The sequence below is a fragment of the Pseudomonas sp. 3MA1 genome (assembly GCF_029237275.1).
GTDB classification, from domain to species: domain Bacteria; phylum Pseudomonadota; class Gammaproteobacteria; order Pseudomonadales; family Pseudomonadaceae; genus Aquipseudomonas; species Aquipseudomonas fluorescens_AP.
Window position 1 is genome coordinate 59,737 of the sequence record NZ_JAACFX010000013.1, and the last position, 18,261, is coordinate 77,997.

Genomic DNA, 18,261 nt, shown 5'->3' on the forward strand with positions numbered 1-18,261 from the left:
ATGAAAACCCTGAAACGCACCTCCACCGTCACCCTCCTGGCCAGCGCCCTGGGCTTGCTCGGGGCGTCCCCGGCCTTGCACGCCGAGGACTGGAAGTTCAGCGTGCGCGGCGGTGCTGCCAGCGTGCCGCGCTACAGCGGCAGTGACGAACGCACCGTGGCGCCGATTCTCGGCGGCGAGATCGTCAGCCCCTACGGCTTCTTTCTCAATACCGACCAGGGTCTGGGCTGGGGCAACGAATGGGACGGCCTGTCCTTCAGCACCTGGGTCGGCGCCAGCGACGAGCGACGCGACAAGAACCACCTGGGCCAGGGCTCCAAGCGCCTCAAGGGCATGGGTGAAATCAAGTCCCGGGCGCAGTTCGGCGCGCACCTGGGCTACGACCTGGGGCCGTTCGAACTGGGGGCCACCCTGACCCACGCGCAGAAGAAAAATAACGATCGCGACACCGGCTCGGCCTACAGCCTGCTGCAGCTGAGCATCGCCAGCACCCTGTACGAGGGCCGCCTGGGCAGCCTCGACGCCAGCCTCAACAGCCTGTACGGCAACGCCGACTACATGCAGACCTGGTATGGCGTGAGCAACACCCAGGCGGCCAACAGCCGCTTCAGCGCCTACCGCGCCAAAGGCGGCCTGGTGAGCAGCGGTGGCGACCTGACCTGGAACCTGCCGCTCAACGAGCAGACCAAGCTCTCGACCCAGCTGTCGCTGCAGTACCTGAGCAAGGAAGCCGGCAACAGTCCGATCGTCGACCGGCGCCTGCAGACGGTGCTGGGCACGCAGATCGAATACAGCTTTTGAGCTTCAAGCGGCAAGCTTCAAGCTGCAAGCGGTGGCGTTTGGCTTGCCGCTTGTAGCTTGCCGCTTGCAGCTGCCTTCAATCCACATGCGCCCAGGTCATGCGGAACGAGGCGCCGCCCCACTCCGAATCCAGTACTTCGACCTTGCCGCCGTGCCATTGCGACACGCGCCGCACCAGCGCCAGGCCCAGGCCGAAACCGCCGGTGCGCCGGTCACGACTGGCATCGAGGCGGGAAAACGGTTCGAAGATTTTCTCCCGCCCGTCCACCGGCACTCCGGGACCGTCATCGTTGACCCGCACTTCGTAGCCGTGCTCCAGGCGCACCAGGGACACTTCCACCCGCCGCTCGGCATAGCGGATGGCGTTGCGCAGCAGGTTGATCACCGCCCGGGCCATGAAGCGCGGCTCGATGCGCACGTGGTCCACCTGGCAGCAGCGGATCAGCAACTGCACCCCCGCCGCCTCAGCTTCCAGGGCCACGCTGCCGACCACGCTGTCGAGCCAGTTCTGGGCCTGGATGTCTTCGCGACTGATGCTGGCCGCGCCGTGTTCCAGGCTGGCGTAGGTCAGCAGCTCGGAAACCATTTCCTCCAGTTCGCCAAGGTCGGCGTACATGTCGGCGATCAGTTCGCGGTTTTCCTCCGGGTCGGGCTGTTGCTGCAACTGGTCCAGTTCGAAGGACAGCCGGGCAATGGGCGTGCGCAACTCGTGGGACACGGCGTTGGTCAACTCGCGCTGATTGGCGATCAGGCCTTCGATGCGCGCCGCCATGCGGTTGAAGTGCTGGGCCAGGTCGCGGATGTTCGAACGCCGCGACAGGTGCAGACGGGTGCTCAGGTCATTGCCGCCAAAGCGTTCGGCGGCCAGGCGCAGGCGCTCCAGGTCGCGCCAGTGCGGACGCACCCAGAAGTACAGGACGATGGCCAGCAGCGCACCGAGCAAGGCATAGGCGGCGATGTTGTAGAGCAGGGTCAGCGGCGGGTCTTCCGGCAGCTTGATGCTCAACAGCTGGGAGCCGCCGTCGATGCTGGAAATGAATTGGTTGAAATCATCCCGGACCACCAGTTGCTTGGCGCTCAGCAGCGCCCGCTCGCGCTCGTTGAGGTCCAGGTCGCCAGCCTGCACCAGCTTGAGCCCCAGCCCGTAATGGGGCTTGAGCAACTCCAACTGATGCTGGCGCCCGGCCTCGTCAAAGGGCCGCAGCTGCTTGCTGAGGCTGTAGGCCGGCCCGCGCACCGCATCGCGGTTGTAGGCCTCGATCAGGTCCACCGCCAGGTAGTTGAGGAAGATGTGTTGCACCGCGGTCATGGCCCCGGCAAAGCCGAGGGCCAGGAACAGGTAGAGCCCCAGAAACAGCCGCAGCATTCAGATCTCCCAGGCGAACGGATTGAACAGGTAGCCCTTGCCCCACACGGTCTTGATGCACACCGGCTCGCGCGGGTTGTCCTTGAGCTTGCCGCGCAATTTGCTGATGTAGACGTCGACGCTGCGGTTGAGGCCGTCGAACTCGATGCCGCGCATGCGGTTGAGGATGTCATCTCGGGACAGGGTCTTGCCCGCCGCGCTGGCCAGCAGCCAGAGCAGCTCGAACTCCATGGTGGTCAGTTCGATCGGCTCGCCGGACAGACGTACCTCGCGGCTGCTGCGGTCGATGCTCAGCACGCCGAACTCCAGGGCGCCGCGCGAGGCGCTGGACTCCGGCACCTGGCGCCGTTGCAGGGCCCGCAGGCGCGCCAGCAGCACCGCCGGCTTGATGGGTTTGATCACGTAATCGTCGGCGCCGGATTCCAGGCCGAGGATGTGGTCCAGATCGTCTTCCTTGGCGGTGAGGATGACGATCGGGGTGTCGGCCACGGCGCGGATTTCCCGGCACACGTGCAGGCCGCTCTGACCCGGCAACATCAGGTCGAGCACCACCAGTTTCGGTTTGAATTCGAGAAACGCCGCCAGGGCCACATCGCCCCGGTGCACCGTCAGCACTTCAAAGCCGTGCTGGGACAGGAAGTTGGCAATCAGCCCCGCGAGCTTCTCGTCATCTTCCACCAGCAGGACCTTGCCAAGACCCAGGTTATCCATAGCAATCCGTTCGCGAACACACAGTTTTGAGTGCGCGCAGTATAGAGGGGCCAAGGTTAAAAAAAGGCTAAGGTCGCGGCAAAACCGGCGTGTTGTCGCGGTTTTGCGCAAAGTTTCATTCTTTTAAGAGTTTTTAACAATTTGCCCCTGCTTTTACACAAGGGCAGCGCCTCACCAGGCCGGCACGCCGCTGTGGAAGCGGAACTCCGGGTCCGGGGACTCGATCAGTGCCTGCTCGGCGGCCCGCACCTTGTCGATCACCTGGGCGATGTCCCGGGCGTCGCCATATTGATAGGCCAGCTTGAGGTAGCCCTGGTAGTGCCGGGCCTCGCTTTTGAGCAGGCCGAAGTAGAACTTGCCCAGCTCTTCGTCCAGGTGCGGCACCAGGGCTTCGAAGCGCTCGCAACTGCGGGCTTCGATAAAGGCGCCGACCACCAGGGTGTCCACCAGCTTCACCGGCTCGTGACTGCGCACCACCTTGCGCAGGCCCGAGGCATAGCGCCCGGCGTGCAATTGGCGCAGCTCGACCTTGCGTCGTTTCATCAGGCGCATGACCTGTTCGTGGTGCACCAGCTCTTCCCGGGCCAGGCGCGACATCATGTTGATCAGGTCGACATGGGAGTGGTACTTGGCGATCAGGCTCAGGGCGGTGCTGGCGGCCTTGAACTCGCAGTTCTTGTGGTCGATCAGCAGGGTTTCCTGGTCGGCCAGGGCCGCCTGGACCCAGGCGTCGGGAGTCCGGCAGCCGAGAAAGTCATGAATTTCAGGAAAGTTCATCGGTGCATTTCCGAGCAATCCGCCATGGCAATGGCGGCAGTATCAGTGATCGATAACATGAGGCTCACGAGACAATTAAGGCTTCACAGCGAAAGGCTGGCGATTATACCGGCCACGCCGCAGACCACCAGCGGCCGCGATTGATATGCATCAACGTCCGCCCCGGGCGCCAGCAACTATAGTTGTGCACGCTAGCCGTTCATCCCTTTCCTGGAGATCCCGATCATGCAAAGCATCCGCAGTATCCTGGTGGTCATCGATCCCACGCCGGGCGAAAGTCTCGCCCTCAAGCGCGCCAAGCTGATTGCCGGGGTCACCCAGGCCCATCTGCACCTGCTGGTCTGCGACAGGAAGCACGAGCATTCGGCGCTGCTCAGCGTGCTCAAGAGCAGCCTGACCAGCGAAGGCTACAGCGTCACCACCGAGCAGGCGTGGAACGAGAGCCTGCATGAAACCATCATCGACGTGCAGCAGGCCGAAGGCTGCGGCCTGGTGATCAAGCAGCACGCCCATGAAAACCCGCTGAAGAAGGTCCTGCTGACCCCGGCGGACTGGAAGCTGCTGCGCTACTGCCCGACCCCGGTGCTGCTGGTCAAGACCGCCACGCCCTGGGCCGGCGGCGTGGTCATGGCGGCCATCGACGTCGGCAACATGGACGGCGAGCACCGCACCCTGCATGCCAGCATCGTCGACCATGGCTTCGACATCGCCAGCCTGGCCAAGGCCCAGCTGCACGTGATCAGCGCCCACCCGTCACCGATGCTCTCGGCCGCCGATCCGGTGTTCCAATTGAAGGAAACCATCGAGCAGCGCTATCGCGAAGCGTGCAAGGCGTTCCAGGCCGAGTTCGAGATCGACGACGCCCACCTGCATATCGAGGAAGGTCCGGCGGATGTGCTGATTCCCCACATGGCCCACAAACTGGGGGCCGTGCTGACCATCATCGGCACCGTGGCCCGCACCGGGCTGTCGGGGGCCTTGATCGGCAACACCGCCGAGGTGGTGCTCGACTCCCTGGACAGCGACGTGCTGGTGCTCAAGCCGGCGGACATCATGGACCACCTGGAAGAACTGGCGGCCAAGGCCTGAGCCCCTGTTCGGCAACCCCATCGCGCAACCTGCGCCGTCCATGACGGCGCTTTCGCTGGCCAGCCAGCGCATCAACCTCCCCTCGTAGCAGCCGGCCGGCGAAGAGGCCCTTGAGCCTTGCACCGCCCTGACGGCCGCCTTCGCTGACAAGTCAGCTCCTACAGCGGTATTTGCGTGGGAACCCTTGGTGTTGGCGCCGGCTGGCCGGTGAAGCACTCAGCCCAGGGCGTCCTTGAGGAAACCGGGGGCGATGTAGCGCTGGTAATGGGCTTCTGACAGGAGGAAGAATTCCCGATCGATGGCGTCGCGCAACTCCGGCAGGCCCCAGTCGCGGAACTCCGGCAACAGCACCATGCCGTAGGCGTCCAACTGGTTGATCACCCGCGCGCCCCGGGCAATCAGTTGGTAGGCCCAGCAGTATTCGGACTGGTGCGGCACGAAACGGATCTTGCGCTGCTCCAGCTGCCCGCGCAGGCGCGCCGGATCGAAGACTTCCAGCTTGGCCGCCATCACCTGCACCAGCAGTTGCTCAAGACGCAGCCAGACCGCGCGCTTTTGCTCCTCGTTGTAACCGTTCCAGTTGATCACTTCGTGATGGAAGCGCTTGCAGCCACGGCACACCAGATCGCCGTAGACAGTGGAGCAGAGGCCGACGCAGGGGGTCTTGATGGTCTGATTGGGCATAGAGAAACAACGCACGCAAAGGCAAAACAGTCGGCAATGTTAGCCCTTTGTCTAAGATTGATCACCCCTCAAACTTCAATACAGCAACTTACGTTGAGACTTTTTTTGCCGTAGAATCAGCCAGCCTTTTTAGGCGCCAATGTCCGTTTGAAGCTGTTTTCAAAGCGTCACGAGCACAGTCGTTCCTTCAGAGCGGTGTTGGCGAGGGATTTTTCCAGCGGGGAAAAATCCAGCGCCAACCCTCATCAGCTCCCCGTTCTGCAGGCGTAAAACTTTGAAAGCAGCTTCTGTAAGGAATTGTCGGTAATTCTGGCTAAGTGGCGCACAACGCCACGCAGCGCATGAGTACGGCAATTTCGGGATGAGCGTCCCGGACACCCATTTGGGACCACTGATGAGGGTAATAACTGTGCTTGAAGCCTACCGCAAACATATCGAAGAGCGCGCAGCACTGGGTATCGTTCCCCAGCCGCTTAACGCCGAACAAACTGCAGGCCTGGTCGAGCTGCTGAAGAATCCCCCGGCTGGCGAAGAAGCTTTCCTCGTTGACCTGATCACCAACCGCGTTCCACCAGGAGTCGACGAAGCCGCCTACGTCAAGGCCGGTTTCCTCTCCGCGCTGGCCAAAGGCGAAGCCTCCTCCCCTCTGATCGACAAGAAACGCGCCGTTGAACTGCTGGGCACCATGCAGGGCGGCTACAACATCGTCACCCTGGTGGACCTGCTGGACGACGCCGAACTGGCGCCAGTGGCCGCCGCTCAACTCAAGCACACCCTGTTGATGTTCGACGCTTTCCACGATGTCGCGGAAAAAGCCAAGAACGGCAACGTTCACGCCCAAGCCGTGCTGCAATCCTGGGCCGACGGCGAGTGGTTCAAGAACCGCCCGGTACTGGCCGACAAGATCAGCCTGCGGGTGTTCAAGGTCACCGGCGAAACCAACACCGACGACCTCTCCCCTGCCCCTGACGCCTGGTCCCGCCCGGACATCCCGCTGCACGCCCTGGCCATGCTGAAAATGGCCCGTGACGGCATCGTACCGGACGTGCAAGGCTCCATCGGCCCGATGAAACAGATCGAGCAGATGCGCAACGACGGCTTCCCGATCGCCTACGTCGGCGACGTGGTCGGCACCGGTTCGTCCCGTAAGTCGGCGACCAACTCGGTGCTGTGGTTCTTCGGCGACGACGTTCCTTACGTGCCGAACAAGCGTGCCGGCGGCTTCTGCTTCGGCAGCAAGATCGCTCCAATCTTCTACAACACCATGGAAGACGCCGGCGCCCTGCCGATCGAATTCGACGTGTCGAAGATGAACATGGGCGACGTGATCGACCTGTACCCGCACGCTGGCAAAGTCACCAAGCACAACAGCGACGAAGTCCTGGCCACCTTCGAAATGAAGACCCCGGTGCTGCTCGACGAAGTCCGTGCCGGCGGCCGTATCCCGCTGATCATCGGCCGTGGCCTGACCGAGAAGGCCCGCGCCGAACTGGGCCTGCCGCCATCCGATCTGTTCAAGAAGCCTGAAGCTCCCGCTGAAAGCACCAAGGGTTTCACCCTGGCGCAGAAGATGGTCGGCAAGGCGTGCGGCGTGACTGGCGTGCGTCCAGGCACCTACTGCGAACCGAAGATGACCACCGTCGGCTCCCAGGACACCACCGGTCCCATGACCCGTGACGAACTGAAAGACCTGGCTTGCCTGGGCTTCTCCACCGATCTGGTGATGCAGTCGTTCTGCCACACCGCGGCCTATCCGAAGCCGATCGACGTCACCACGCACCACACCCTGCCTGACTTCATCATGACCCGTGGCGGCGTGTCCCTGCGTCCGGGCGACGGCATCATCCACAGCTGGCTGAACCGCATGCTGCTGCCGGACACCGTCGGCACCGGTGGCGACTCCCACACCCGTTTCCCGATCGGCATCTCGTTCCCGGCCGGTTCCGGCCTGGTGGCCTTCGCCGCCGCCACTGGCGTGATGCCTCTGGACATGCCGGAATCGATCCTGGTTCGCTTCAAGGGCAAGCTGCAGCCTGGCGTCACCCTGCGTGACCTGGTCCACGCCATCCCTTACTACGCGATCCAGAAAGGCCTGCTGACCGTCGAGAAGAAAGGCAAGAAGAACGCCTTCTCCGGCCGCATCCTGGAGATCGAAGGCCTGGAAACCCTGACCGTCGAGCAAGCCTTCGAACTGTCCGACGCCTCGGCCGAGCGTTCGGCTGCCGGTTGCACCATCAAGCTGTCCAAAGAGTCGATCGCCGAGTACCTGAAGTCCAACATCACCCTGCTGCGCTGGATGATCGGCGAAGGCTACGGCGATGCCCGGACCCTGGAGCGTCGCGCCCAAGCGATGGAAGCCTGGCTGGCCAACCCTGAGCTGCTGGAAGCCGACAAGGACGCCGAGTACGCCGAAGTCATCGAGATCGACCTGGCCGACGTCAAGGAGCCTGTGCTCTGCGCGCCGAACGACCCGGACGACGCTCGCCTGCTGTCCAGCGTCGCTGGCCAGAAGATCGACGAAGTGTTCATCGGTTCCTGCATGACCAACATCGGTCACTTCCGCGCCGCCGGTAAGCTGCTGGATCAGGTCAAGGGCCAGCTGCCAACCCGTCTGTGGCTGTCGCCGCCGACCAAGATGGACGCTCACCAGCTGACCGAAGAAGGCTACTACGGCATCTACGGCAAGGCCGGCGCGCGCATGGAAATGCCGGGCTGCTCGCTGTGCATGGGTAACCAGGCACGTGTAGAACCGAACTCGACCGTGGTGTCGACTTCGACCCGTAACTTCCCGAACCGTCTGGGCGATGGCGCCAACGTCTACCTGGCTTCGGCCGAGCTGGCGTCGGTGGCTTCGATCCTGGGTCGCCTGCCGACCGTCGAGGAGTACATGGAATACGCCGGCAAGATCGACAGCATGGCCGCGGACGTGTACCGCTACCTGAGCTTCGACCAGATCGCCGAGTTCCGTGAAGCGGCGGCCAACGCCAAGATCCCGGTGGTGCAAGCCTAAGGCTCTAGCGTTGTAAAAAAGAACGCCGCGTATTCCACGATACGCGGCGTTTTTTTATGCCTGCTGCCTTGGGTGGCCGCCCTGCCCGCTAGTTCGCCCTGAGCTGCGCAGCCACCCAGGCGCGATACGCCCAAGCGCCCAGACTCAATGCCAGAGCCCAGCCTGAGCCTGACCACTCCAGTTCTGCAGGCTTTCCTGCAGCGTGTCGTCGACGCTGGTGCCACTGAGCAACACCTGATACTCGGCAGTCGATGGCAAGCCCGCCAGGGCGTCCTTGGCGTTGTGCTTGAGCCGGGCCAGGGCCAGGCGCTTGTGCTCCAGGTTGACCTGGCGGAAGAACTCGTCCAGGGCCTCGATGCTGGTGCCGTCCAGGTCCGGCGACTCTTCCAGGCTGAGAATGACGCTGTGAATCGGCACCTGCGCATGGCGGATCAAGCGCAAGGCGCCGCCCAGGATGCGCTCGGCGTTGGCGAAGAACAGCGCCTCCCCCGGTCGCAGGATCAGCACCCCCGGCACCTGCCGGGCCTCGGGATGACGGCTCAGGTCGACAAAATCATGACCACTGCCCAATTGGCCGAGGACCTGGATATCCGCCGCCGACAGCTGACGCAGCATCAACAGAATGCTCACCCCCACCGACAGCAACAGACCGTCCAGCACCCCCAGCACCAGCACCGCACTTACCGCGCAGATCACCAGGAAGCGATCCCGGCGCCAGATGAAATAGCGCCCCAACGGTTGCAGGCTCAGGCCATGGCCCAGGGCATACATGACGATCGCCGCCAGCACCGGTTCCGGCGTCAGGGCGATATAGGGCAATACCGTCAGCACGATGACCAGCATCACCGCCGCCGCGGTCAACCCCGCCAACCGCGAGCGCGCCCCGGCCGCCTCGTTGGCCGAGGTGGCCGAGTAGCCGGCGCCGGCCGGCATGCCGTGAAACAGCCCCGACACCAGGTTGGAAGCGCCCAGGGCCAGCAGGTCGCGATTGGACGACACCCGGTCGCCATGCTTGAGGGCCAGGGAGCTGATGGAGCCGTAGGACTCGGCGTACAGGATCATCACCAGGGCAAACGCCAGTTCACCCAGGCGCAGCCAATCGGCAAAGGGCAGGTCCGGCAGGCTCGGCACCTCAAGCTTCAGCTCGATGACACCGATCAGCGCCACCCCGTGAGCCGGCAGGTCGAGCCATTGTCCGGCGCCGATGCCAATCACCACCGCCACCAGCCCGCCAGGCACGTAGGGAATCCGCGAACAGATCGCCAGCACCAGCAAGGCCACCGCCGCCACCGCCACGCCCGCCCAGTTCCACTGCGGCCATTGCTCCAGCAACTGCGGCAGGAAACGCACCAGGTTGCCGGTGCTCAAGTGCACCCCGACCACGGTGGCGAACTGCTTGAGGATGATGGTCACCGCCAGGCCAAAGGCAAAGCCGCGCAACACCGGCTTGGCAATGAACGCGGTGACGCCGCCCAGGCGAAACAGCCCCGCCAGGATGAAAAACGCCCCGGTGAGCAGCACCAGGGCGAACCCCAGGCTCAGGCGCAGCTGCGCATCGCCGGCGGCCAGGGACAGGGTCGCCGCGGCCAGCACCGCGGCCGAAGACGAGGTGGCCGAGACGATGGCAAAGCGGCTGCTGCCGAACAGGCCGTAGCACAGCAGCCCGGCGAACAGGGCAATCACCCCGGCCTGGGGCGGCAAGGCGGCGATGCTGGAATAGGCCACCGCCTCGGGCAGCAACAGGCCGGCGATGGACAAGCCGGCCAGCAGGTCGCGGCTGCGTCGCGGTTCGGAAGTGGCAGCGAGCTGCCCTTGATCAGTCGACAATCTGGCCCACCCATCCTGGCAAGTAACGTGCGTCCTGGCTGCGCGCCAGCTTCATGGCCCGGGCCTGAACCTTGGCCCCCAGCCGGCCCAGCGCCTGACTGTCGATGCGCCGGCGGAAAAAGTCCGCCCAGAGAAATTCGCTGAACGGTGTCGCGTCCTTGGCGAAGCCGCCAGCACGCCGCAGCACCCCCGCCAGACTACGGTAAGGATCGTCCTGCAGCTCGAGGATGCGCGCGGGAATCCGCTCGAACGAGCGCCGCACGCCCTGCGCATCGTAAGGATGAGCCCATTGGTTGAACGCCATCACTTCCCAGAAACTGTCGGGCTCGACAAAGGACAAATCCTTGAGCACCAGCAACGGCACCTCTTTCACCCCCTCCTGCAACAGGGCCATACCGAAGTGATGGTGGTCGACGATGTAATAGCGCTGCTTGGGGCCCAGCACGCAGGGGAACCAGTGGTCCTCCAGGGCCGCCGCCCGCGCCTTGCGCTTGAGCTGCTGCCACATCTGGCGCTTGGCGTTGACTTCGGCCAAGCCCACGGTGAGCTGGGTCGGGTGCAGGGTATCCAGGCGGGCGTGGATCAACTGCGGATGAGCACGGGCCATGCAATGACTCCAGACAGGAACAAAATCATCAGCTTAGACCTTTATTCGCGGCCGCAGACGATCCCGGTCAATGCCATGAACGACAACGCCGCCGAGGCTGTGAAGCACCGGCGGCGTTGTCTGTTGGAGCGGGCTTGAGCCAAGGCTTGGCTGCAAGCGTCGCGGGCCGGGTGCGCCCTTCGCCGGCAGCTCGGCTGCTAGCGGGGGAGCGCGGCCCGAAGGCGCCTGCTAGGGCTTTGCAGCACTCAAGAGGCCAGCGAGTACACCAGGGCGGTAATCGCCACCAGGCCTACCAGGGTCACGAACACGTTGGACGCCTGGCCGCGATAGCGGGCCATGGCCGGCACCTTGCGGATGGCGTACATCGGCATCAGGAACAGGATCGCCGCGATGACCGGACCGCCGAGGGTTTCGATCATCCCCAGGATGCTCGGGTTAAGGGTCGCCACCGCCCAGCAGATCACAAGCATGAACGCCGCGGTCACGCGGTCCAGGGCCTTGGCCCCGGGACGCCGGCCACTCTTGATGATCAGCCCCTTGAGGCCTTCGCTGGCACCGATGTAGTGGCCCAGGAACGACTTGGCAATGGCCACGAAAGCAATCAGCGGCGCGGCAAAGGCGATGGTCGGGTTGCTGAAGTGGTTGGCCAGGTAGGACAGGATCGACAGGTTCTGCGCCTTGGCTTCGGCCAACTGCGCCGGCGACAGGGTCAGCACGCAACTGAAGACGAAGAACAGCACCATGGCCACCATCAGCAGGTGGGCACGGGACAGGATCTGCGAGCTGCGCTCTTCGGCGTGCAGGCCGTAGCGGCGCTTCTGGTCCACGGCAAAGGCCGAGATGATCGGCGAATGGTTGAACGAGAACACCATGACCGGGATCGCCAGCCACAGGGTGTGCAGGAAGGCCGAAGGCGCCGGCACGTCACTGGCGGTGGCGAGGATGCCGCCGTTCCAGTGGGGAATCAGGAACACCGCGAGGAACGCCAGGGCGACGATGAACGGGTAGACCATCAGGCTCATGGCCTTGACGATCACCTGCTCGCCACAGCGCACCACGGCCAGCAGGCCGAGAATCAGCATCAGGGACAGGATCGCCCGCGGCGGCGGCGCGATGTGCAGCTGGTGCTGCATGAAGCTGCCGACGGTATTGGTCAGGGCCACGCTGTAGATCAGCAGGATCGGGAAGATGGCAAAGAAGTACAGCAAGGTGATCAGGGCACCGGCCTTGATCCCGAAGTGCTCTTCCACCACCTCGGTGATGTCGGCGCCATCGCGCCCGGACAGCACGAAGCGGGTCAGGCCGCGGTGGGCAAAGAAGGTCATGGGGAAGGCCAGCAGCGCCAGGATCAACAGCGGCCAGAAGCCGCCGAGGCCGGCATTGATGGGCAGAAACAGGGTACCGGCACCGATGGCGGTGCCAAACAGGCCCAGCATCCAGGTGGTGTCTTGGCGGTTCCAGCTACTCAGGGTCGCTGGGGCCGCCGTTTCAAAGCGTTGATCAACGCTGTTGGCCTGATCATTCATCCGGTGGGATCTCCACATTCCGGTCGTTTGCCATTCGACCGGAGCGCGTCGGAGTACCCGACAGACAGAACCCCGGCCGAAATAGAGGGGGCGCGATTGTCCGGGATTCCGCGGGCGCTGCATAGACTCAGCTGAGGAACGGTTTATGCGCAGCAGGCATTTTTTTGTTGGCCGGCGAAGCGTCTGGCCCGGTCCTCTCACGCTCAATCCACGTTCCGTAGGAGCTGGCTTGCCAGCGAATGCGCCCGCAGGGGCAATGCACATCCCGCGTACCTGTTCCTCGGCAAGCCGACGCGCGCTGGGCTGCGTTGACAAGATTCACGGCCAGGCGGCATGATCGGCCCCCATGAATATCTACGCGCTCAACCCTGCCTCTACCACCACGACTGCCTACGGCGGGTCGTGTGGTAGCTGTGCGGGATGATGCAAGCACAGTAAAACCAAGGCCCCGCCAGCAATGGACGGGGCCTTTTGTTTCTCCGTCCAGCTGGCACTACAAGGAGAGACAAGATGCCTTTATCCAACCCCAAGCGTGCCCTGCTGGTCATCGACATGCAGGTTGGCCTGTTCAACGGACCGGACAAGCCCTACAAGCGCGAACAGACCCTGGAAAACATCAATCAGCTGATCCGCCGCGCCCGCCAGGCCGGGGCACCGATCTTCGCCGTGCGCCATACCGGCCCCGCCGATTCGCCGATTGCCGCCGGCAGCCCACTCTGGCAACTGCTGCCGACCCTGGAAGTGGATGAAGAACTGGACTGCGTGCTGGACAAGACCCGCCCCAGCTGCTTTGTCGGCACCGGGCTGGCCGAGCGCCTGCAGGAAGCACAGGTCAAGGAACTGGTGATCGTCGGCATGAAGACCCAGTACTGCGTCGACGCCACCTGCCGCGCCGCCGGCGACCTGGGCTTTGCCGCGCTGCTGGTGGAAGACGCCCACACCTGCATGGACACGCCCGTGCTGGGAGCGAAAAAAATCATCGCCCACCATAACGCCACCTTGAACGGCCCCTTCGTGCGGCTGATCAAGACCCCTGATGTGACCTTCTGATTCAAGCCGGCCCGCCACTGCCCCGGGGACGCCGAATCGCGCGTTACGCCCCGGGAACAGTGCCGGCCAGGATTGCCAAAATCCGCGCCGCCCCCCACCCTTGAGCCCTCGCCACGGTCTGCGCATGCCAACGGACCGTCGTCCGCGGCCATGCCGTACCCTCCCCAGCGCCGTTCATTCATTCCCAAGGAGCCCCTTGATGCGTGCCACCGTCCTGGTCCTGGTTGAAAACGTCAACGCCTACCTGCCGCTGCTCGAACAGCTGGGCTTTCATCTGATCCTGGCGCCCACCGCCGCCGAACGGGCCCGGGCCATCCAGGACCACGCCGGGCAGATCGACGCCGTGCTGACCCGAGGCCCACTGGGGCTGACTGCGGCGGAAATCGACGCCCTGCCCCGGCTGCAGATCATCTGCGTGATCGGTGCCGGCTATGAGCAGGTGGACCTGCAAGCGGCGAGCAACCGCGGGATTGCCGTGACCAATGGCGCCGGGGTCAACGCCTCGTCGGTGGCCGATCATGCTCTGGCCCTGTTGCTGTCTCTGGTCCGGGGCATTCCCCAGTCCGATGCCGCCGTGCGCCAGGGGCAATGGCCAAAGGTCCTGCGCCCTTCCGTGGCCGGCATGCGCCTGGGCATCCTCGGGTTGGGCGCCGTGGGCCAGGCCATCGCCCGCCGCTGTGCCCTGGGGTTCGACATGCCGGTGAGTTATCACAGCCGCCAGCCCCGGCCGGACCAGCCCTACCGCTTTTGCCCGAGCCTGCTGGAGCTGGCCCGGGACTCGGACGTCCTGGTGATCGCCACCCCCGGCGGCGCCGAGACCCGGCATCTGGTGGACCAGCCGGTATTGCAAGCCCTTGGCGCCGAAGGTTTCCTGGTGAACATCGCTCGTGCCAGCGTGGTGGACACCAACGCCCTGCTGCAGGCGCTGAAACAGCGGCGGATCGCCGGCGCGGCCCTGGACGTGTTCGATGACGAGCCGCAAGTACCGGACGGTTTCAAGGGCCTGGACAATGTGGTGCTGACCCCTCACGTCGCCGGCCTTTCGCCCCAGGCCAGCCGCGACACCGTGGACATGGTCGGCCAGAACCTGCTGGCCCACTTCGAGGGCCGGCCCCTGCTGACCCCACTTCACCTGCCGGCACCGAACTGACCCATCCCCGAGCCAACGCCTATGCTCGTGAGGCGGACAACCTCCGGCCTGCATGGCTTGTATAGGAGCTGGCTTGTGCAGGAGCTGGCTGGCCAGCGAAAGCCAGCGCCGGTCATGACGCCCTCTTCGCCGGCGAGCCAGCGCCTACGGGGGCTTGGTCTCACCGAGTTGTAGACACACGGGGCTAAATTCAAACGCTTGTATCAAAAGCAATGATTGCCCAGCAACACGCGCACCTATAAAGGCTCGCCGCGATTGTGGGGAGCCGTTAGGCGCATTAGATTAGTCAATAATCTCTGGCCTCCAGAATAAGCAGAAGGGATAAGCATGGCGCTTACAGACCAGTCCACCCGTACTCGCTCCGGCGAGGAACTTGACGCCAACCTGATCGATCCGTACCTCAAGGCGCACATTCCGGGCCTGTCCGGCACGCCGCGGATCAGCCAGTTCCCGGGCGGGGCTTCGAACCTCACTTACCTGCTGGAATACCCTGACCAGGAATTCGTCCTGCGGCGCCCGCCCTTCGGTCACAAGGCCAAGTCGGCCCACGACATGGGCCGCGAGTTCCGCATTCTCAACCAGCTCAGGGACGGCTTCCCCTACTGCCCAAAGGCCTACGTGCACTGCACCGACGAGTCGCTGATCGGTGCCGAGTTCTACGTCATGGAACGGGTCAAGGGCATCATCCTGCGCTCCGACCTGCCGCCGGAGCTGGGCCTGGACGCCAGCCAGACCGAGGCCCTGTGCAAGAGCTTCATCGACCGTCTGGTGGAACTGCACCGGGTCGACTACAACGCCTGCGGCCTCGGCGACCTGGGCCGCCCCGAAGGCTATGTGCAGCGCCAGATCAAGGGCTGGAGCGAGCGCTACGAAAAGGCCCTGACCCCGGATGCACCGCACTGGGACACGGTGAAGGCCTGGCTCAACGACAAGATGCCCGCCGACCACCCGACCTCGAGCATCGTGCACAACGACTACCGCTTCGACAACGTGATCCTCGACCCCCACAACCCGATGCAGATCATCGGCGTGCTGGACTGGGAACTGACCACCCTGGGCGATCCGCTGATGGACCTGGGCAACAGCCTGGCGTACTGGATCGAGGCCGCCGACCCGGCGCCGGTGCAACTGATGCGGCGCCAGCCGAGCAACGCGCCGGGCATGCTGACTCGCCAGGAATTCGTCGATTACTACGCCGAACGCGCCGGCATCCAGATCGGCAATTTCGACTTCTACTACACCTACGGCCTGTTCCGCCTGGCCGGCATCGTGCAGCAGATCTACTACCGCTTCTACCACGGCCAGACCCAGGACAAACGCTTCGCGCAGTTCATTCACATGAACAAACTGCTGGAGCAGATGAGCCTGCAGGTCATCGAAAAATCCAGCCTCTGACCGCGCCCCCGGCGCCCGACAGCCCCGCAAGGAAAAACCATGTCCAAGACTCAGTTGTTCGACCTCGACGGCAAGATCGCTTTCGTTTCCGGCGCCAGCCGCGGTATCGGCGAGGCCATTGCCAAGCTCCTGGCCCAGCAAGGGGCCCATGTGATCGTGTCGAGCCGCAAGCTCGACGGCTGCCAGCACGTGGCCGACGCGATCATCGCCGACGGTGGCAAGGCCACGGCGATGGCCTGCCACATCGGTGAAATGGAGCAGATCAGCCAGGTCTTCGCCACCATCCGCGAACAGTTCGGGCGCCTGGACATCCTGGTCAACAACGCCGCCACCAACCCGCAGTTCTGCAACGTGCTGGACACTGACCTGGGGGCCTTCCAGAAGACCGTCGACGTCAACATCCGCGGCTACTTCTTCATGTCGGTGGAAGCCGGCAAGCTGATGCGCGACAACGGCGGCGGCAGCATCATCAACGTGGCCTCGATCAACGGCGTGTCGCCTGGGGTCTTCCAGGGCATCTACTCGGTGACCAAGGCCGCGGTGATCAACATGACCAAGGTCTTCGCCAAGGAATGCGCGCCGTTCGGCATCCGCTGCAACGCCTTGCTGCCGGGCCTGACCGACACCAAGTTCGCCTCGGCCCTGGTGAAGAACGACGCCATCCTCAAGACCGCCCTGGCGCAGATCCCCCTCAAGCGCGTGGCCGACCCCAGCGAAATGGCCGGCGCGGTGCTGTACCTGGCCAGCGACGCCTCCAGCTACACCACCGGCATTGCGCTGAACGTGGACGGCGGCTTCCTCTCCTGAGGCCCGCTTGCACCACAGAAAAGGCAGCCCCCGGGCTGCCTTTTTCATTTCCCGTAGCAGCTGGCTGGCCAGCGAAGAGGGCCTGGAGCCCGGCGTAACCCAGGCGCGCCCTTTCGCCGGCAAGCCGGCTCCTACGGCGTCCGTCAAAATTTTAGTTCCACCAATTGCAATTAACGAATATTTATTCCATAACAGAGCTTCCCTAGAACAATAATTCTGCAGGAGCGGTTATGGACGAACTTGGCATTGGCTTGATCGGCACCGGTTTCATGGGCCGGGCGCACGCCCTGGCGTTTCGCAGCGTCGGCGCGGTGTTCGAATTGCCGGTGCGCCTGCACCTGGCGGCCCTGGCCGATGCCGATGCGCAGCGCGCCGAACACTGCGCCGGGGCCTGGGGCTTTGCCCGGGCCCACCGCGACTGGCAAGACCTGATCGCCGATCCCCGGGTCAATCTGGTGGCCATCACCACCCCCAACCATCTGCACTTCCCCATGGCCATGGCGGCATTGGCGGCGGGCAAGGCGGTGTACTGCGAAAAACCCCTGGCGGTCAGCGTCGACGAGGCCCGGCAGATGCACCACGCGGCCCAGGCCGCCGGGGTGGTGACCCGGGTCGGCTACAACTACCAGCACAACCCGATGATCGTCCTCGCCCGGCAGCTGATCGACCAGGGTCAGCTCGGGCAACTGGTGAGCTTCCAGGGCGAGTTCAGCGAAGACTTCATGGCCGACCCGGATTCACCCTGGTCCTGGCGTTGCGACCCGCAGCACGCTGGCGGCGCCCTGGCCGACCTGGGCAGCCACCTGCTGGCCATGGCGCGCTTTCTCATGGGGCCGGTGCAGGCGGTGTGCGCCGACGTGCAGACGGTGCATCAGCAACGACCGACCCACGCCGGCAGCCAGGAACGGCGCCACATTGCCGTGGACGACCAGGCCCACGCCTTGTTGCGTTTCGCCAATGGCGCCCGGGGCAGCCTGAGCAGCAGCTGGATCAAGCATGGCTACAAGAACCACCTGAGCTTCGAGATCAGCGGCACCCTGGGCACCCTGGCCTTCGACCAGGAACGGCTCAACGAGCTGCGTCTGTACCGGGTCGGGCAGAAAGGCTTCCAGCGCCTGCTGGCCGGACCCGAACTGCCCGGCTACGCAGCCTTCAGCCCGGCCCCTGGGCATCAACTGGGCTACAACGAACTCAAGACCCTGGAGGTTCACGAATTGATCATGGCCCTATGCGGCCAGGGTCGCGATGGCACGGATTTCCACGAAGCCTGGGAAGTGGAACGCCTGGCGGCGGCGATCCGCACTGCCGCCGAGGAACAGCGCTGGGTCCCCCTCATGTAGCCGCTGCTGAGCCCGCGAAGCTGCGCAAAGGTCCGCAGGACCTTGCTTGGCAATCGCCAGCCAAACCCGCAGCGGCCTCAAGAACCCTGCGTCCCTGCGGGCCGTTCGCAGCCTGCGGCAG

General features: G+C 64.3%; 15 protein-coding genes. 8 read left to right on the forward strand and 7 right to left on the reverse strand.

Going from position 1 to position 18,261, the window contains the following annotated elements:
* Positions 1-801 (forward strand): MipA/OmpV family protein, encoded by an 801-nt coding sequence (locus GWQ44_RS26690; RefSeq protein ID WP_275928665.1) that lies wholly within the window; start codon positions 1-3, stop codon positions 799-801.
* Between the two features lie 76 nt (positions 802-877).
* Here the strand turns inward: GWQ44_RS26690 and GWQ44_RS26695 are convergent, their stop codons facing one another.
* From GWQ44_RS26695 to miaE, 3 genes are all read right to left on the reverse strand, one after another.
* Positions 878-2,167 (reverse strand): ATP-binding protein, encoded by a 1,290-nt coding sequence (locus tag GWQ44_RS26695; protein WP_047303993.1) that lies wholly within the window; start codon positions 2,165-2,167, stop codon positions 878-880.
* The gene (locus tag GWQ44_RS26700; protein ID WP_047303991.1) at positions 2,168-2,878 is read right to left on the reverse strand and encodes a winged helix-turn-helix domain-containing protein; all 711 of its coding nucleotides are present in this window, start codon (positions 2,876-2,878) and stop codon (positions 2,168-2,170) included.
* Between the two features lie 171 nt (positions 2,879-3,049).
* Positions 3,050-3,655, reverse strand: a complete 606-nt coding sequence (gene miaE, locus GWQ44_RS26705; RefSeq protein ID WP_253129327.1) for a tRNA isopentenyl-2-thiomethyl-A-37 hydroxylase MiaE — start codon at positions 3,653-3,655, stop codon at positions 3,050-3,052.
* A 225-nt stretch (positions 3,656-3,880) separates the two neighbouring features.
* On the opposite strand from miaE, the gene GWQ44_RS26710 reads away from it, so the two are divergent.
* Positions 3,881-4,744 (forward strand): universal stress protein, encoded by an 864-nt coding sequence (locus GWQ44_RS26710; protein WP_016965897.1) that lies wholly within the window; start codon positions 3,881-3,883, stop codon positions 4,742-4,744.
* Positions 4,745-4,960: 216 nt separating this feature from the next.
* Here the strand turns inward: GWQ44_RS26710 and GWQ44_RS26715 are convergent, their stop codons facing one another.
* Positions 4,961-5,428, reverse strand: a complete 468-nt coding sequence (locus GWQ44_RS26715) for a DUF1289 domain-containing protein (protein ID WP_016965898.1) — start codon at positions 5,426-5,428, stop codon at positions 4,961-4,963.
* A 409-nt stretch (positions 5,429-5,837) separates the two neighbouring features.
* On the opposite strand from GWQ44_RS26715, the gene acnB reads away from it, so the two are divergent.
* Positions 5,838-8,438 carry a bifunctional aconitate hydratase 2/2-methylisocitrate dehydratase gene (acnB, locus tag GWQ44_RS26720; protein WP_275928714.1) on the forward strand — a complete coding sequence of 867 codons (2,601 nt, stop codon included), beginning with the start codon at positions 5,838-5,840 and terminating at the stop codon, positions 8,436-8,438.
* 144 nt (positions 8,439-8,582) lie between these two features.
* On the opposite strand, the gene GWQ44_RS26725 is transcribed toward acnB, so the two are convergent.
* From GWQ44_RS26725 to GWQ44_RS26735, 3 genes are all read right to left on the reverse strand, one after another.
* Positions 8,583-10,265 (reverse strand): SulP family inorganic anion transporter, encoded by a 1,683-nt coding sequence (locus GWQ44_RS26725; protein ID WP_275928666.1) that lies wholly within the window; start codon positions 10,263-10,265, stop codon positions 8,583-8,585.
* The gene (locus GWQ44_RS26730) at positions 10,255-10,872 is read right to left on the reverse strand and encodes a ParB-like protein (protein WP_275928667.1); all 618 of its coding nucleotides are present in this window, start codon (positions 10,870-10,872) and stop codon (positions 10,255-10,257) included. Before GWQ44_RS26730 ends, GWQ44_RS26725 begins: the two co-directional genes overlap by 11 nt.
* A 245-nt stretch (positions 10,873-11,117) precedes the next feature.
* Positions 11,118-12,398, reverse strand: a complete 1,281-nt coding sequence (locus tag GWQ44_RS26735) for a serine/threonine transporter (RefSeq protein ID WP_275928668.1) — start codon at positions 12,396-12,398, stop codon at positions 11,118-11,120.
* A gap of 510 nt (positions 12,399-12,908) precedes the next feature.
* Between GWQ44_RS26735 and GWQ44_RS26740 the strand changes: the two genes are divergently transcribed.
* The 5 genes from GWQ44_RS26740 to GWQ44_RS26760 all read left to right on the forward strand — a co-directional run bounded on the left by GWQ44_RS26740 (position 12,909) and on the right by GWQ44_RS26760 (position 18,140).
* Positions 12,909-13,448: a cysteine hydrolase family protein gene (locus GWQ44_RS26740; protein WP_016962838.1), complete on the forward strand. Its 540-nt coding sequence runs from the start codon at positions 12,909-12,911 to the stop codon at positions 13,446-13,448.
* Between the two features lie 199 nt (positions 13,449-13,647).
* Positions 13,648-14,598: a 2-hydroxyacid dehydrogenase gene (locus tag GWQ44_RS26745; protein ID WP_275928669.1), complete on the forward strand. Its 951-nt coding sequence runs from the start codon at positions 13,648-13,650 to the stop codon at positions 14,596-14,598.
* A 327-nt stretch (positions 14,599-14,925) separates the two neighbouring features.
* On the forward strand, positions 14,926-15,993 hold the full coding sequence (locus tag GWQ44_RS26750; RefSeq protein WP_275928670.1) for a phosphotransferase family protein: 1,068 nt from the start codon (positions 14,926-14,928) through the stop codon (positions 15,991-15,993).
* Between the two features lie 39 nt (positions 15,994-16,032).
* Complete coding sequence (locus GWQ44_RS26755; protein ID WP_016962841.1) at positions 16,033-16,800, forward strand: SDR family oxidoreductase; 768 nt, start codon at positions 16,033-16,035, stop codon at positions 16,798-16,800.
* A gap of 230 nt (positions 16,801-17,030) precedes the next feature.
* A complete protein-coding gene (locus GWQ44_RS26760; RefSeq protein WP_275928671.1) occupies positions 17,031-18,140 on the forward strand; it encodes a Gfo/Idh/MocA family oxidoreductase in 1,110 nt (369 codons plus the stop codon).
* Positions 18,141-18,261: the final 121 nt, after the last annotated feature.